We start from the raw sequence: 15,073 nt of genomic DNA, 5'->3' as shown, positions 1-15,073 counted from the left end.
GGAATTAGGTGCGGGTCGGGCGGGATTTCGGGAGCCGAAAAGCCAAGGAATCGTGGTTTGATTCGTCTCTCCGGCGCACCCGTGCGAGCCGACGAGAATTTGCGGCGATCGTTGCGGCCCATTCCGAATGACGTCTCCCGTGATTTGCTTCGTCGGGCAAAACAGGAGCATAGTGGCATCGTCGCAGGAGGTCGGACAGGCAGGGCTTTGGCCCGGGTCCCTTGAAGGCGTCTGCCGCCGGACGGTGCGCGTTTCGTGCACTGTCACCGCAACATCCGGCATCCGCTCAGGCAAATCGAGAATATCGGGAAAGCTGAAAGAAGGGTTCTGCCTGGTAGGACGGATCGGTGGCAAGGCGAGCAAGCCTTTGCCCGATGGCGGGCGCGAATTTCGCACCATGGCCTGAACACGCGGAGCAGACGATCAGGCGGGACTCCGGCCAGCGATCAATGATGAATTCCTCGCCCGCATCGGGCCGGCGGTCGGCGGGCGCGGTGTTGGTGTAGAGGCAGACGTCGCGATCGATGATGGGCCCGGCCGCACCCGGGACGAGGGCGGCCAACGCTTCGCCGATCGGGCGAAGTTCAGCATCGGTGGCGTGCGGACCCCAGTCGTCAGGGCCGACCACGGGCCCGTGGTTGTGAGGCGCAGCTTTGACGCCGCGCTGTTCGAAGTCCGGAAAGCCGTAGACGGTGTCATCAGGACCTCGGTCCAGAATGAAGATCGGGAAACGACCGAGCGCCACGCTCTCGGGGCTAGCAGGCGCGAACCAGCCGACCGCCTGTCGGGTCACGTTCAGCAGCGCGCCTAGTCGCGGAAGTGCGCGACCGAGCCATGGGCCCAGCGCCAGAATCGCGCGCTCGGCGAAGAACTCTTCGGTATCAGTGCGGATCGCCACGCCATCGTGGTGCGGCGCGAAGCTCGCGCGTTCCGGAATTACGCGGTCGCGAGCGCGTGCGCGCATCAGTGTCATGACAACCTCGGTGTGCAGGATCGCGCCACCGTCCTGCACGACGACGTCCCAGTCGCCCGGCAGGCTGAAAGCCGGAAATTCCTTGTTCGCTTCGGCCGCGGTTAACATCGGATCCGGGCGCCCTTTCGCGATCGCGGCCGCGCGCGAGGACGCCACCATGGCGGAGCCGGGGCGGCCGGCCTCCAGAACGGGGGTTTCCGTCAGAATTGTTTGACCGCTTTCGGTCTGCAGCCGCATCCAGCCGGCATGCGCCTCGTCGCTCAGGCTGGTGTAGTTGGGGTTTTCGAAATTGAAGCGACGGAAAATTCGACATGACCCATGGGACGAGCCTCGATCCGAACCTGCTGCGACAGGGTCGAAGCCGAGCGCATCGACGCCGGCATCCAGCAATGCGTTAAGCGCTGCTCCGCCCATGAGCCCCAGACCCAGCACGGCGACTTCGCATTTTCGCATGAAGGCCTCGCGAGAGATGCTACGACGCGGAGATCATCCTGATGATTTCGCGTAATGACAAGGTCTACGGGAGGGCGATTGCGGCCGGCATCGACAACGCAGTCACAGATCAATGGGGCCGCATCAGCGCCATCAGGACGCGCTTCAGGCCGCTACGGGCTTCATCGGATGTGCGCCATGCAATGTTTGGCGATATTCGATGGCCTCCGCGATCTCCCTGAATTCGAGCAGTTCACCCGTCAGATCGTTGAGGTGAGCCTTTGCCTCCAGCGGCGTAGCCCTGAAGAATTCGCGCCTCCGGTTAACGGTGTTGACGCGTAGCGCCGCCAGCCTTTCGTGCATCGCAGATTCGATACCCACTGCATCATTCGAAAAGAATAATGCGTGGACATCGAAGTTAAATGGCACAGAGGCGTCGCTAAGCTCCCTTATGCGATCCATCGGATCGAGACGCCGGGTCATTCCAACCTTCACCATGCTCTCACCAAATGAGCCGATGTTGGAAATGACATACACATATCCAGCGCGTATGTTGGCAGCTCGCGCGTCAACACTCTCAATCGCCTGATCAACATCTGCAAGTTGCTGACGTAGTCTCTGGGCTCCCTCCGAGTCGCCGTTCGCTTCCAAGGCCGCCAATGCATTTGAGTAGTGTTGCTTTTCCTTTTCCAGTTTAGCTCGCTCGCGCTCGATTTCCTGCTGTGCTTTCCGTTCCTCTCGCAGGCGCTCTCGCTCCTGGCGTTCAACCTCCTTTTCCTCCGCTTGCTTCTGAAGGAAATCAGCAGTCAATGTCAGCTCATCGATGCGAAGCTGGTAGTATGCAGGCGATATTTGAATTTGCATTGTCGCGCCAAGACGCCTGATGATCTCCTCGACTTTGCGAAGGCGTTCTAGTGCGCTATTGAGCTTATAGGGCTTGAGGCCGCGCACTAAAGTGTCCGCCTCGGCATTGAATGCCCGCAGCATCAGTTTGGAGAAATCTTGCACCATCTTTCGCCCTTCCTGAACGGAGCCATTCACCGTCCAGTCAGTGGCAGCTAGAATCGCACCGCCGTCGCGCTTCGTTGCGGACTTGATCGATGCCTGCAACCGGTCGAGCGCTTGCTCATACGCGACCGCATCAGTGAGAGGATGTCGGTAGTCATAGATTCCCACTTCTTGCAGTATGACTGCTTCTCGTGTCTCTACCACGATCTGGCGGGCTTCTGCGTTCTTGGCGTCGACCAAGCGGCTTGCTGCTTCAACCTGCTCTTTGGATGACGCGATCAGTGCCTCTAACTTCGCGATTTCAGTTTGCGCCTCTTGCTTTCGTTTTTCTAGCTCCAGGATTGGCAGCCCGCCTAACGCATCAAGTTGCGCTAACGCTTGATCACGTTCTGCCTGGATTGCCTTCGCATCCGCAACCAAGTTGCGTCCAATTTCGGCAAGCTTTTGCGTCTTTGCTTCCTCAGCGCTTAATCGCGCTTGCAGCTCATCCACCTCCGCCAATAGCCGTCGGGCAAGTTTTCGCGCTCCAAAGAAGGGGATGGATGAGGGTTTGCTGGATGTAGACATAGATCTTCTTCGAATTATTTCTTGGTCAGGAAGCCGCTGGGCTGCCCAGACTACTAATGGTTGCAGCTTCGCGCAATTCGCCAAACTGCGTTCCAAGTGAACCGCGATGTGATGGGCGGAGCGACAAGGATGCGTACCGATGTATGGGTCGTGGTGGAGAGGGAGGGGCTCGAACCCCGGTAGGCTTGCACCTATGCCGCATTTCGAGTGCGGTGCATTCAACCACCCTGCCCGCTCTCTGAAGGCGCTGCGGCTCCTACCGCGAGCGGCAGAGGTGAACAAGCGCCGCGGCAATCGATCTATCCCAGCGGCATTCCCCCGCTAATACAACGGCTCCTCATACACCGGCTCTCCATCGAGCAGCAGCCGCTTGATCGCCGCGCGGCCTGAGGGCAGCACGGCGGCGACGATGCGCAGCTTCTGCTGGTTGCGGGCGTCCTCGAGCTTCTTGCCCTCGCCTTCGGGCACGAAATAGCTTTCGAGGCCGTATTTGATCGGCAGCTTGTCGCAGAACCGTCGCCGGTCGTCGCCGCAGGAGCCGCCGTAATTGCCGACGCGGCCGCGGATCAGCACTTCGGGCGCGGTGACCTTGACCGGCTCGGCATGCACCGAGACCGGCTGATAGACGCCTCCGGCATTGGGCGTGAGCTTGACGAACACGATGGGATGGCGCGCGTCGGCACCCTTGCCGGCGAGGCTGCCTGCCGCCACTTGCGAGATGTCGTAGCTGAGCACGACATAGTCGCCGCGCAGGAGATCGCGGGGATCGACCGGCTGGGTCTGCAAGGTCACCTCGACGCCGTTACGCAGAATCTGCATGCGGTCGGCGACCATCAGGACCAGCAGCGCGCATTGGATCAGGATGGCGATGCCGAACAGCACGGCTTTCGGGATGCGCCGCCAGAATGCGGCCAAGGATGCGACCACGGGTGCGATCATCTCGTTCATCGTCCGGCCCTCGGCAGCATGCGATTGAGCGCGGTGGCAAAGGCGACGGCCGCGACGCCCGCCACTGCCAAGAAGGCCGAGCGGCGCAGCAGCGAGCCCTTCACGGCCCAGGTGATGCCGGCGATGACCCCGGCGATGCCGAGCCAGCCGGCGACGATGCGCGGACGCACGTCATCGAGCATGCCGGAGACGACGAGGCACAGCATGGCCGCAAGCAGCGCGGCATAGGCGAGCCAGGATTCGCCGGCCATGGAGGCCGGCCAGACCGGCGCCGCGAGCAGGACCAGGGCGATGGCAGCTGCTGCAAGCAATTCTCCCGCGCGCCGGGTGATCGCAGCCGAGGCCAGCGCAAGGATCACGCCGGCATTTCCGCACGCGATCGCCCAAAGCGGCTGGCCCGCAATGGACCCTTCGCGAAAGCGGACGAGATCGTCGACCGTCGTCACCTCCAGGAACGCGGCGGTGGCCAGTGAAAACGCGCCGTAAATCGATAGGACAGTGCCGAGCCGGAGTGCGCGCGGCGAGGCCGCAGCGGCGATCGCGAGCCCGGCGCCGAACAGCAGCGCCGCACCGCTCGCGAGCACGAAGGACGGCTGGGTGCCCTCGAATTCGAAGCGGAGCGAGGTCGCGATCCACCACGGCAGCAGCGCCAGCGCGACGAGATGAGCGGCGACGCGGGAATTCCAGGCGAAGGCGAGTGCGGCGGCGATGAGCCAGACCAAGACGTACGGAAGATGCAGGACGTCGGACGCGTCGGTGATCCGCATGCAGGTCCAGATCGAGGCGGCGACGAGACCGACCGCGAGCGCACCGCGCGAGCCGGTAAGAAGTGCCGCGGCAAACGCGCCGATCGACCACAGCAGCATGCCGCCGGCGAAGTCGTCGCCGAGATGATACATCTGCCCGACCAGCGCGATGCCGGCGCCGAAGATGACCGCACCGACGCTGGCACAGAGATCGGCGAGAATTGTGCGCTCCCGCGCGGCGAACCAGGCGCCGAGACCGCCGGCGACAGTCATGCCCGCGATCAGGATCGCAAACCGCGCGAGGCGCGCGATCTCGGTCCAGTGCGCCGCCACGAAGGCGAGGAACGCGGCGGCAATCAGCAGGCCGCCGACGATGGCAACGACGACGGCGATGTTGATGCCGGCGGTGCGCGGCGGCAGCGCGCTGCGGATCGCGACGGCCGCCGCCGGCGCAATCACGCCGTCGGCCTCCCATCGCGCAAGATCGGCTTCGAGGCGCTGCCGGTAGGTTTTGTCGAACATCGTCCTGGGATCACCTGGCGCCCGCCGGATGGCGGGACCTTGCTAGGTCGGATCGTGCGGGCGATGGGTTCAAGCCCCTGCTCGCAGCCGCCCTATCGCGCCGGCAAGGGAATGCGCCGCAGGACGTCGTCATAGGGTGCGAGGTCGAGATAGGCTGTGACCTCCGCCGCCTTGCCGTCCTGCATGAGCAGGATCCACGCGTAAGAGTTCGCATAAGGCTTGCCGTCACGCGCCACGCCGCTGCCTTCCCAATGCGCGATGACGTGGTCACCATCAGCGAAGACCCTCACGGCTGTGGGGCGAACCGGGGTCGACAACCGGCTGGCGAACGGGCGGACCGCGCGATCAATGAAGACATCGCGCCCTCTGAACTCGCCGGCGCTCGGGCCGGATCCCCTGATGCGCCAGACCACGTTGTCGTGCAGCAGGTCATTGAAGAAGGTGGTGCCTCCCGCCGCCCATCGATCGAACGCATCGGTGACGATCCGCTTGTTGTCGTCCTGCACGGACTTGGCCTGTCCGCAGGGTGCGGCCGTCGTCAGGGTGGAAGCCGTCACGATGACCGCATAGACGCAGGACGCGAGTGCGCGATTAAGCAGGGTTGCCATTGGTGTCTCCCTTTCTGGTGCAAGATGTCGTCTGCCCCGACGTGATGCGCGCATGGTCGGTCGCGTTGTTGCTCGATCTAGCCGCGCCGCGCGACGGCGGCGCCGCCGAAGATGAGCTGCTCCACCATCGGGCGGCGCAGGAAGCGGCCTGGAAAAATGGGATCGGGCGCGGTCGCCTGGTCGAGGCGCGCCATCTGTTCGGGAGACAGCGATATCCCGACCGCGCCAAAATTGTCTTCCGCCTGCTCCAGCGTGCGGGCGCCGATCACCGGCGCGGTGACCGCGGGATTGGCCAGCGTCCATGCGATGGCCACCTGCGACGAGGTTGCGCCGAGCTCCCAGGCGATGGCTCGCACCATCTCGGCCGCGTCCAGCGATCGCTCGTTGAGAAGGCCGGATGACGCGATGATCGAGGCGCGTGTCGTTCCGACCGCCCGTTCCTGCGAATCCCTGAGATCGGCGCGGGTGTACTTGCCGGTGAGCACGCCGCCGCCGAGAGGCGACCAGGGCAGCACGCCCAAGCCGAGGGCGGCTGCCAGCGGGATGAGCTCGTGTTCGACGGTGCGCTCGACCAGATTATATTCGATCTGCAAGGCAACGAAGGGCGACCAGCCGCGCAGATCTGCGATCGTCTGCAGCTGTGAAATGCGCCAGGCCGGCGTGTTGCAGATGCCGACGTACTGGACCTTGCCGCAGCGCACGAGATCGTCCAAGCCGCGCATCACCTCGTCCGGCTGTGTCGTCGCATCCCAGCTGTGGAGGTAAAGCAGGTCGATGCAATCGGTCTCGAGCTGCCGCAGGCTCTGCTCCACGGAACGAACCATGTTGAGCCGGTGGTTGCCGCCGGAATTGGGGTTGCCGGGATCGCGCGCCATGGTGAATTTGGTCGCGAGCACGAGACGATCGCGCTTGTCCCGGGCGAACTGGCCGACCAGGCGCTCGGACGCGCCGTTGGTGTAGTTCACCGCGGTGTCGATGAAATTGCCGCCGCGGTCGACGTAGAGATCGAAGATCCGACGTGCCTCGGCGGGATCGGCGCCCCATCCCCACTCGGTCCCGAAGGTCATCGTGCCCAGGGCAAGGGGAGATACGCGCAGGCCGGAGCGGCCAAGCAGGCGGTATTGATCGAGCGACGTCATCAGAGCCTCCTTCGGTTGGCTCGGAGATAGCCCCCGAGGAGGGGTGGGAGAAGTTGGCCAATGATGACGGGGGTGGTAAGCATAGCTAACCAATGACCACCGACCTGAACCTCGTCGCCGTTTTCATCGCGGTCGCGGAAGCCAAGAGCTTCCGCGGCGCCGCCGAGCGGCTCGGGGTGACCCGATCCGCGGTGAGCCAGGCCATCCGGCGCATGGAAGACCAGCTGGGCGTGGCTCTCGTCCAACGAACGACGCGCAGCGTCAGTCTGACCGAAGCCGGCCTGCGCCTGCACGAGCGCGTGGCCCCGGCGGTCGCCGAAGTCGAACGGGCGATCAACGGCGCCCGCGACCGTGACGCGCAGCCGACGGGGCAGCTGCGTCTTGCCGTCTCATCGATCGCCGAGCGATTCATTCGCGGTCCGTTGCTGGCCGAGTTCACGCACGCCAATCCTGGCGTGCAGGTCGACGTCACCGTGACCGATGCGGAATTCGACATCGTGGCCGAGGGCTTTGATGCCGGCGTCCGGCTCGGCGAGGTGATCGAGCAGGACATGATCGCCGTGCCTGTTTCGGGCGATCAGCGCCAGCTGGTCGTGGCAGCTCCCGCCTATCTGGAGCGGTTCGGCGCGCCTTCGCACCCGCGCGAGCTCTCACAGCATTGCTGCATAGGGTGGCGGCCGGCGCCGCACGTTGCGCCCTACCGCTGGGAATTTGCGGAAGGGGGGCGCGAGTTCGACGTCGCGGTGGAGCCGAGGATCACGACGAACGACATGTGGGTCATGGTGCGGACCGCCTGCGCGGGCGGCGGCCTGACATTCGGCATGGAAGAGACGTTCAAGCCGTATATCGAGCGCGGAGAATTGGTGCCCCTGCTGGAGGAATTCTGCCCGTTCTTCCCCGGCTTCTTCCTCTACTTTCCGGATCGGCGGAATCTTCCGCCGAAGCTGCGCGCGCTGGTCGATCACGTGCGTTATCGGGGAAGCGGAAAGCGCTAAAGCGGAATGGCTTTAGATCGAATCGATCCGCTCTAGTTTGCCTTGATGCCGGCCTCGCTGATCAGCTTGCCCCATTTCGCGCTTTCGTCCTGAATGAAGCGGCCGAACTGCTCGGGCGAGGTCGGCGCAGGCTCCGCGCCGAGGGTGCGGATCTTCTCCGCCACGGCAGGGTCCTTCAGCGCCTTGGTGAAGGCCTCGTTCAGTCGGGCGATGACATCCGCAGGCGTGCCGGCGGGAGCAACGAGCCCGAACCAGCCGACGGATTCGAAACCGGCAAGGCCGCTCTCGGCCAGAGTCGGCACATCGGGCAGGGACGCAAGGCGGCGCGCCGAGGACACGCCGATCGCGTTGAGCTTGCCCTCGAGGATCAATTGTCGCGATGCCGGAATATCCAGCACCGCGAACGGGACATGGCCTGCGAGAACATCGACCGCCGCCGGCGCCGTCCCGCGATACGGCACCAGCTCCATCGCGATCCCGCTTCTCTGCGTGAACAGCGCGGCGGTCAAATGCATCGCGGTCGAGTTGCCGCCATGCCCGATCGAGAGCCCACCCGGCTTCGCCTTGGCGAGCGCGATGGTCTCCGCAGGTGTGCGCGCCGGAATATTCGCGGATGCGACCAGCACGAAGGGAATTTCCGCGAGCAGGGTGATGGGCGCGAGATCCTTCAGCGCGAACGGCATCGCGGCATTGAGGTGCGGATTCACCGTCAACGCACCCGCCGGCGCCACCCCAAGCGTGTAGCCGTCGGGCTTTGCCTGTGCGACCGCGGCCATGCCGATGTTGCCGCCGGCGCCGGCGCGGTTCTCGATGACGAGGCCCTGCTTGAGCTCGGCGGTGACCAGCGGCTCGAGCGCGCGGATGACCGTGTCGGCGCTGCCGCCGGGCGGGAAGGTCACGATGATCTTGATCAATTGCTCGGGATAGGCGGCTCGGGCCGCCGCCACCGGCAACAGTGCGAAAGCGGCGGCCGTCAGCGCGGCCAGGATGCGGCGTCTTGCAACGTGAAACACGGTCTCCTCCTTGCGTTCTGTTCTTGAAACCGACCTGGCGAGCTGCGCCGCCAAGCCGTTCGCTCGATGTCGTCTTACGCCGCAGCGCCAGTGATACGGGCCAGCAGGCGCTGGGGGTTCTCCGGCGCGGACTGCCCGCGCCAGGCGATGTGCTGGTCGGGCCGCGCCAGCACGAGCTTCTCGGCATAGGCGCCGCTCGCCTCCTCCGGCGCGACGTCGACCAGCGCGAGCGGCACGCCGCGCGCCTTTGCAGCGTCCTGCAGCCGCGTCACATCGATCGCCGGATCGAACCGCAGCAATGTGTAGCCGGGGCCGAAGGCGTCGTAGAGCGAGCGTCCGTCGCGCAGGAACAAATGCGGCGCGCGGGCGCCCGGCACGGTGGAGGGCGTGAAGCTGCCCATCGCGTAAGGCGGCGGCGTCTCGCCGTCATAGGCGATAATCGGCGAGGCGTCGTAATAGTAGCCGAAGTTGAGGCCGGCGCAGCAATATTGCTGCACGTTGAGATCGTAGGCCGCTTTCGCCAGCGCCGCGCGCGCCGCCTGGCCGCGCGGCGTGTCGTCCTCGATCTCGGCGGACACGCCGCCGCGCTGCGCCATCATCTTCATCGCATGATCCATCGCAAAGCGCGACACCTGCTCGGTGATGGGCTGCCGCTCCGCCTCATAGGCATCGAGAATTGCAGCCGGCGCCCAGCCGTTCAGATGCGCCGCCAATTGCCAGCAGAGATCGACGGCGTCCGCAATGCCGGCATTCATGCCGTAGCCGGCATAGGGCATCCACAGATGTGCGGCGTCGCCGCAGATGAAGACCCTGCGGTCGCGGAAGCGGTCGGCCACGAGGCGCCGTCCGACCCAATCCTCCTTGCTGAGCACGCGGTATTCGAAGCGCTCGTCGACGCCGAGAATGGCACGGATGGCCCAGTCGCGATCGACCGAGTCGAACTCGGGCTCGTCGGGCTTCAGGTGATTGTGGATCAGCCAGCGGTCGTGACCGTCAATGGCAACAACGGTGCCGGAGCGGCGCGGATTGAGCGAGAGCACCATCCAGGCCGGCTTGTGTGCCCCCATCAGCTCTTTCAGCTGCGGCGCTTCGATGAAGGTCGACTGCACGCGCTGGATCACCGGCGTGCCGGACAGGCTGGCACCGATTGCTTTTCGAACCAGGGATCGGCTGCCGTCGCAGCCGATCACGAAGCTGGCTTCGATCCGGAGCGAATGTCCGCTGTCGAGATCGCGCGCCAGCGCGACGACATGGTCGTCGTGCTGCTCGATGTCGGTGATTTCCGTGCGCGCCAGGATCTTGATGCGTGATTGCGCCGCGGCATGGCTGAACAGGATCGGCTCGAGATAGACCTGGTTGATCCGGTGCGGCGGCTCGGGCGTCGGCCACCAGGTGTCGGGGCCGCCGGTCGCGCTATAGCGGCGCGCACGGGAGGGAATGTCGATGCGGCAAAGCTCGATCCCGGTCGCCGTGGTCCGATAGGAGCAATCGTTGGGAAAGTCCGCAGGGAGCCCCGCATCGCGCAAGCGGGCGGCTATTCCGAGCCGTCGAAAAATCTCCATCGAGCGCGCCGACACGTGATTGCACTTGACGCTGGGCGGATCGCCGGCGTGGCGGATCTCCGCGACGACGACATCGATTCCGCGCGAAGCGAGATCCATCGCCGCGGTCAACCCGACGGGCCCGGCGCCCACCACCAGCACTTGCGCTCTCATGCTCGCTCCAATCCTTGCCGCGGATTCTTTCCGTCCGCACAGCATGCATTTTATTGCAGGTCCGTTTATGCGATAAGTGGGAAAGAACTCATCAATTCATGAGATTTCGCTATGAATGTCACATTGCGCCAGTTGCGGGTCTTCACCGGCGTGTACCGGACGCGCAGCATCACGCGGGCCGCCCGCGAGCTCGGCATCACGCAATCGGCGGCGAGCCTGTTGATCCAGCAGCTCGAGGCCCAGCTCGGCGTCAAGCTGTTCGACCGCTCCACGCGCTCGGTGCAGCCGACGCTGGCCGCCGACGAGGCGTTCGCCGCCGCCGAGCGCATGCTGAGCGATGCGCAAGGCCTGTCGCGCCGCATGCGTGATCTCGCGCAGGCCCGCGCCGGCCGGGTGGTGTTTCTCGCCTCGGCCGGCACCGCATCGGCGCTGCTGCCCGCGGTGCTGGCGAAATTCCGCACTGGTCATCCCGACATCGAGATCGACATGCGCGATGTCGCCGCCGACGATCTCGTCCCGCGCCTGAGCACGACCGACGCGGAGTTCGCGATCGGCAGCGTGGAAGGCGAATTCGCGGACATGACGGTCGAGACGCTGACGAGCGGCCGGCTGAGCGCGATCGGCCGCCGCACCGCGGACTTCGCCGCGCGGCGGTCCCTCACCTGGGACGAGCTGGCGCAGCTGCCGACCATCGCCATGCGCAGCGAGACACGCATCCGCATGCAGATCGATCAGGCCCTGAGCGCGCAGGGCAAGCGACTCGATCCGACTTATGAAGTGACCCTGATCAACACCGCCCTCTCCATGACGGCGCAGGGCCTCGGCCTCGCCATCCTGCCCGCGACGATGCTGCCGGCCGACCAATTCCCGACACTGATCGCAAGACCGCTCGTGCGCCCCGCCCTCACCCGGCCCGTGTCGCTGCTGCAGCGCCAGGGCCGGACGTTGTCCCCGGCGGCGCAGGCCTTCGTGGCGACGGCGCGGATGGTGCTGGCGGGCCGAACGGGACCGGCATCAGGCTGATTTGACGGAGCTACTATTTGAGAAGCGTCGTGTTTGATATGGCGGAGAGGGAGGGATTCCCACCACCCCCGTTAAGCTAACCCGCTGATATTTCAAATTTTATCGGCGGAATAAGGGCTTCCTGCATGTCCCGGGGCTACACCAAGGGGCTACACCATGGGAAGCAACCGCATGCCGGAACCGGTCCGCAAGAAGAACAAGGACGGGACGATCAAGAGCGAGATCTACTGGCTCCGCAAGAAGGTCCCGGAGCGCTACCGGGCCTTCATCGGACGCCGGGAGGTCTGGCGCTCGCTCGAGACCGACCACTTCAAGACGGCCCAGGTCAGGTGCAACAAACTCAGTCTGGACTTGGACAAGGAGTGGGAGGACCGGCTGCTCGCCGCGCGATCCGCCGCCAAGAAGGCCGCTCCGGCGCCCCGGAACATGACCGACTTCGAGCTCAGCGGTCTCCAGCGCGTCGTCCATGAACAAGGCCGCGACCGGATCCGCAATCCGCCCCCCGGCGCCAAATGGGCGCAGGGCACTCACATGCGCGACGAGGAGGAGAACGATCAGGAGCGGGAGTACGACGAGCAGGCCCTGGACGATTTCCTGAGCCGGACCGGGTACGTTCTGACGGAGGCCGACCGCCGCCGCTTCCTGCCCATGTTCGTGGAGGCCCAGCGCCAGATCTCGGTCGACCTGGCCCGCGCCGCGATGAGGCAGGACTATTCGGAATCGAAGGCCTTCGACCACAACGCCCCATCCCTCTCCAAACGGATCGACCTCCACGAGGCTTTCGATTTCTACTGCGACAAGGCCGGCATCAAGGGCGGCGCGAACGGTCCGACCGCGAGGCGCTGGCGACCGAAGATCGCGGCGTTCTGCAAGTTCGTCGGTCATTCGGACCTTCACCGGATGACGAGAGACGATGCCTACAGGTGGGTCGACCACCTCACCAAGGAAGGCGTCGCGAAGAAATCGATCCGCGAAGTCTGGATCGCCTCCTTGCGCGCCGTCGCCGGTTTCCAGATAGAACGGCTCAAGTTCACGGGCGAAAATCCATTCTCCCGTATCCGCGTCCGGGGCGTGAAGGGGACCAACTCCACGAACAAGAAGGGCTTTTCCGATGCCCAGGCCACGAAGATCCTCACGGCGACCTGCGCCGCCTTCTCGCATCTGACCGCTCCGGAGACCCGCGCCGCGCGACGCTGGATCCCCTGGATTTGTGCATATACCGGCGCGCGCGTGAACGAAGTCACGTCGCTGCTGCCGTCCGACATCCGGCCGGACGAGGAGACCGGCATCGTGTGCTTCTATCTCCGGCCCGAAATGACGAAGGGGTCTTACGAACGCATCATCCCCGTCCACTCGCATCTCGAAGAGCAGAGGTTCTTCGACTATGTCGATTTGCGCAGGAAAGCCGGCCTCCCGCTGTTCTACGACCCTGAACGCGCCGAGGGCGGCGAGAACTCCGCTCCGCAATGGCAAAAGATCGCGGAGCGCCTCGGCGATTGGGTGGTCAACAGCCTCAAGGTGACGGGGGTCAAACCGAACCATGGCTGGAGGCATCGCTTCAAATCGGTCTCGCGCCACGTCGGGATGCATCCGGAAGTCGAGGCGTTCATCACCGGCCATGGCGGTTCGGACGATCCCGACGAGATCTCCAAGGTCTCGATGGGCTACGGCGATCCTTGGGTGAAGACGCTCAGGAAGACGATCGAGATGTATCCGCGATACGAAATCGCGGCTCTCGACGTCCCGCCGGCCCCGCTGCGGCGCGTCAGGCGCACGAGCGCACAAGTCGCGGCAGATAAGGCGGCAAGGATGGGCAACCGCCGCTCGATGTCCGTCGGATCAGAGGACAAGACTTCGATCAGGTGACTATTGGTGCTTGCTGCTCTCCGAGGTACGCCTTTCGGGGTGACGGCCTGCAGCCAGGAACGGAATGGATTTCGCGGGGATCGAAGGGAATTGCCGCGGCGACACGTTGGAGATGAGGAGGAGAGTCAGATGAGAGTCCTGGTTATTGATCCGTACAGGCGCGATGTCTTCGAGAGAGACGTTCCGAATTCCTTGGAGGGGCTTCAGAATGTCGTCCACGGCTGCATCCAGTACGTCGATCAGCTTCCCAACGGCGATATTTTGTACGTCAACGAGGATGGCATAGGTCGCTTCGACGCGTATTTCGGTCTCGGGAAAGGCGATATGCTCCCCGGCTTCGGCGTGGTCGTGGGAAGCTTCGGCCGGGACAACGACCAAGGACCGGCGCTCTCTTCCGTGGACGAACTCAGGTCTCGCATTCAGTATTTCGCCCCGCTCGTTGACGTGACAGGCAGCGGGATCAAGGAGGGCGAACGGACTGGTGTTGCCGTCCCTCCGAGCGGTGCGGACAGCGGCGCGGCGATTGTGATCGGCGGACATGTCTCGCCTCAGAGCCTGATGCTGCTCGCCGAGCTTAGGAACCCGAGCCTTCGCGAAATCGATGTCTTCAAAACAGGCGAGGTGCACGTCGCGGTCGCGCGACAGGAAAGCGCCACGATCTTGACGTGGCGTATCGGGCAGCCAGGCGACGGCAAATGTCTTTGGTTCGAGACGCCGTTTCATATCGGTCTCGAACAAGCTGGAGCGAGACATCTTTTGCCTCGCGAAACCGCCCGACACGGAAGATTGGTACGGATGGTTCTGCAGGACCAATCCACCAGGTGCCGCGTAAGCCGAACCTGCGCCATCACCCCCGATGCCAGTCACGCCATCGAGGAGGCGGTGGTCGACCAGGTCGTCGATGCCGCCACCGACCCCGTCTTTGAGGACTCATATCAAGCCGCGCTGCAGAGGTATTTCGCCGGCACACCAACTCTAGGGTCGAATTTCTGAGCAGGCGCCCAGTTAACCGACCTTTAGACCTTCGCGCAACGGCGCGCGGTGAAGATGAAGGGCCAGGCCTGCCGATCGAACACCGCACCCCGACGAGAGGTGAAAAGCATGAGCGAAGACATCCTCGACTTCCGGATCACGTATTTTCAGAGATTCATCCCCCGAGGGTACCGGAACCCGAGGGCCGAGGTGCTGCACTTCAACCATCCCCTCGCGATCAGGCGGATATCGAAAGAGGATGCACCGGTCTCCCATCGCATCGTTGAAACCGACGGCTCGACGACGGCGATACGAAGCTTCGACGGCGAATATTGGTGGCCGCTGTTCCGGCCCGGAGGACGCACTTTTCACGCAACGCCGGCGAGTGCTGCGATGTTCAAGTCGCTCGCACCCATAAGAAATCCGATCGTTGCGGACGTACTCGGCTGCCAATTCTACGACGACACGATCGAAGAGGAGGAACTAAGCGCCGGGCTGCCAAGAATTCTCGATCCGGAGTACGAAATCTATTGGGAGGGCCGGGAG

The 15,073-nt window shown here is 64.3% G+C and carries 13 protein-coding genes; 5 read left to right on the top strand and 8 right to left on the bottom strand.

What is annotated here, in order from left to right; all coding sequences use genetic code 11:
* Positions 1 to 286: 286 nt before the first annotated feature.
* From I6F21_RS36560 to I6F21_RS36535, 6 genes are all read right to left on the bottom strand, one after another.
* On the bottom strand, positions 287 to 1,426 hold the full coding sequence (locus I6F21_RS36560) for an FAD-dependent oxidoreductase (RefSeq protein WP_225184276.1): 1,140 nt from the start codon (positions 1,424 to 1,426) through the stop codon (positions 287 to 289).
* 144 nt (positions 1,427 to 1,570) lie between these two features.
* Positions 1,571 to 2,980, bottom strand: a complete 1,410-nt coding sequence (locus I6F21_RS36555; protein WP_225184275.1) for a DUF4041 domain-containing protein — start codon at positions 2,978 to 2,980, stop codon at positions 1,571 to 1,573.
* 321 nt (positions 2,981 to 3,301) lie between these two features.
* Positions 3,302 to 3,928, bottom strand: a complete 627-nt coding sequence (locus I6F21_RS36550) for a GDYXXLXY domain-containing protein (RefSeq protein WP_225184274.1) — start codon at positions 3,926 to 3,928, stop codon at positions 3,302 to 3,304.
* A complete protein-coding gene (locus tag I6F21_RS36545; protein WP_225184273.1) occupies positions 3,925 to 5,196 on the bottom strand; it encodes a DUF2157 domain-containing protein in 1,272 nt (423 codons plus the stop codon). Before I6F21_RS36545 ends, I6F21_RS36550 begins: the two co-directional genes overlap by 4 nt.
* A 92-nt stretch (positions 5,197 to 5,288) precedes the next feature.
* On the bottom strand, positions 5,289 to 5,804 hold the full coding sequence (locus I6F21_RS36540) for a nuclear transport factor 2 family protein (RefSeq protein WP_225184272.1): 516 nt from the start codon (positions 5,802 to 5,804) through the stop codon (positions 5,289 to 5,291).
* 77 nt (positions 5,805 to 5,881) lie between these two features.
* Positions 5,882 to 6,943 carry an aldo/keto reductase gene (locus I6F21_RS36535; RefSeq protein WP_225184271.1) on the bottom strand — a complete coding sequence of 354 codons (1,062 nt, stop codon included), beginning with the start codon at positions 6,941 to 6,943 and terminating at the stop codon, positions 5,882 to 5,884.
* Between the two features lie 92 nt (positions 6,944 to 7,035).
* On the opposite strand from I6F21_RS36535, the gene I6F21_RS36530 reads away from it, so the two are divergent.
* Positions 7,036 to 7,938: a LysR family transcriptional regulator gene (locus I6F21_RS36530; protein WP_225184270.1), complete on the top strand. Its 903-nt coding sequence runs from the start codon at positions 7,036 to 7,038 to the stop codon at positions 7,936 to 7,938.
* 32 nt (positions 7,939 to 7,970) lie between these two features.
* Here I6F21_RS36530 and I6F21_RS36525 read toward each other — a convergent pair whose 3' ends face one another.
* Both I6F21_RS36525 and I6F21_RS36520 read right to left on the bottom strand, forming a co-directional pair.
* Positions 7,971 to 8,951 carry a tripartite tricarboxylate transporter substrate binding protein gene (locus I6F21_RS36525; RefSeq protein WP_225184269.1) on the bottom strand — a complete coding sequence of 327 codons (981 nt, stop codon included), beginning with the start codon at positions 8,949 to 8,951 and terminating at the stop codon, positions 7,971 to 7,973.
* A gap of 74 nt (positions 8,952 to 9,025) precedes the next feature.
* The gene (locus I6F21_RS36520) at positions 9,026 to 10,666 is read right to left on the bottom strand and encodes an FAD-dependent oxidoreductase (RefSeq protein WP_225184268.1); all 1,641 of its coding nucleotides are present in this window, start codon (positions 10,664 to 10,666) and stop codon (positions 9,026 to 9,028) included.
* 111 nt (positions 10,667 to 10,777) lie between these two features.
* On the opposite strand from I6F21_RS36520, the gene I6F21_RS36515 reads away from it, so the two are divergent.
* The 4 genes from I6F21_RS36515 to I6F21_RS36500 form a co-directional block, all read left to right on the top strand.
* Positions 10,778 to 11,689: a LysR family transcriptional regulator gene (locus I6F21_RS36515; RefSeq protein WP_225184267.1), complete on the top strand. Its 912-nt coding sequence runs from the start codon at positions 10,778 to 10,780 to the stop codon at positions 11,687 to 11,689.
* Positions 11,690 to 11,860: 171 nt separating this feature from the next.
* Positions 11,861 to 13,555, top strand: a complete 1,695-nt coding sequence (locus tag I6F21_RS36510; protein ID WP_225184266.1) for a DUF6538 domain-containing protein — start codon at positions 11,861 to 11,863, stop codon at positions 13,553 to 13,555.
* A 129-nt stretch (positions 13,556 to 13,684) separates the two neighbouring features.
* The gene (locus tag I6F21_RS36505) at positions 13,685 to 14,548 is read left to right on the top strand and encodes a DUF3846 domain-containing protein (protein ID WP_225184265.1); all 864 of its coding nucleotides are present in this window, start codon (positions 13,685 to 13,687) and stop codon (positions 14,546 to 14,548) included.
* A gap of 108 nt (positions 14,549 to 14,656) precedes the next feature.
* Positions 14,657 to 15,073, top strand: a 417-nt coding sequence (locus tag I6F21_RS36500; protein ID WP_225184264.1) for a hypothetical protein, incomplete at its 3' end; no start/stop codon positions are given.

This window comes from Bradyrhizobium sp. NBAIM03, from assembly GCF_020194055.1.
GTDB classification, from domain to species: domain Bacteria; phylum Pseudomonadota; class Alphaproteobacteria; order Rhizobiales; family Xanthobacteraceae; genus Bradyrhizobium; species Bradyrhizobium yuanmingense.
This window is presented reverse-complemented; position numbering and strand designations above follow the sequence as displayed.

Coding starts and splice junctions, on each gene's coding strand:
- I6F21_RS36560 (WP_225184276.1), bottom strand. CDS start 1,426: ATGCGAAAATGCGAAGTCGCCGTGCTGGGTCTGGGGCTCATGGGCGGA.
- I6F21_RS36555 (WP_225184275.1), bottom strand. CDS start 2,980: ATGTCTACATCCAGCAAACCCTCATCCATCCCCTTCTTTGGAGCGCGA.
- I6F21_RS36550 (WP_225184274.1), bottom strand. CDS start 3,928: ATGAACGAGATGATCGCACCCGTGGTCGCATCCTTGGCCGCATTCTGG.
- I6F21_RS36545 (WP_225184273.1), bottom strand. CDS start 5,196: ATGTTCGACAAAACCTACCGGCAGCGCCTCGAAGCCGATCTTGCGCGA.
- I6F21_RS36540 (WP_225184272.1), bottom strand. CDS start 5,804: ATGGCAACCCTGCTTAATCGCGCACTCGCGTCCTGCGTCTATGCGGTC.
- I6F21_RS36535 (WP_225184271.1), bottom strand. CDS start 6,943: ATGACGTCGCTCGATCAATACCGCCTGCTTGGCCGCTCCGGCCTGCGC.
- I6F21_RS36530 (WP_225184270.1), top strand. CDS start 7,036: ATGACCACCGACCTGAACCTCGTCGCCGTTTTCATCGCGGTCGCGGAA.
- I6F21_RS36520 (WP_225184268.1), bottom strand. CDS start 10,666: ATGAGAGCGCAAGTGCTGGTGGTGGGCGCCGGGCCCGTCGGGTTGACC.
- I6F21_RS36515 (WP_225184267.1), top strand. CDS start 10,778: ATGAATGTCACATTGCGCCAGTTGCGGGTCTTCACCGGCGTGTACCGG.
- I6F21_RS36510 (WP_225184266.1), top strand. CDS start 11,861: ATGCCGGAACCGGTCCGCAAGAAGAACAAGGACGGGACGATCAAGAGC.
- I6F21_RS36505 (WP_225184265.1), top strand. CDS start 13,685: ATGAGAGTCCTGGTTATTGATCCGTACAGGCGCGATGTCTTCGAGAGA.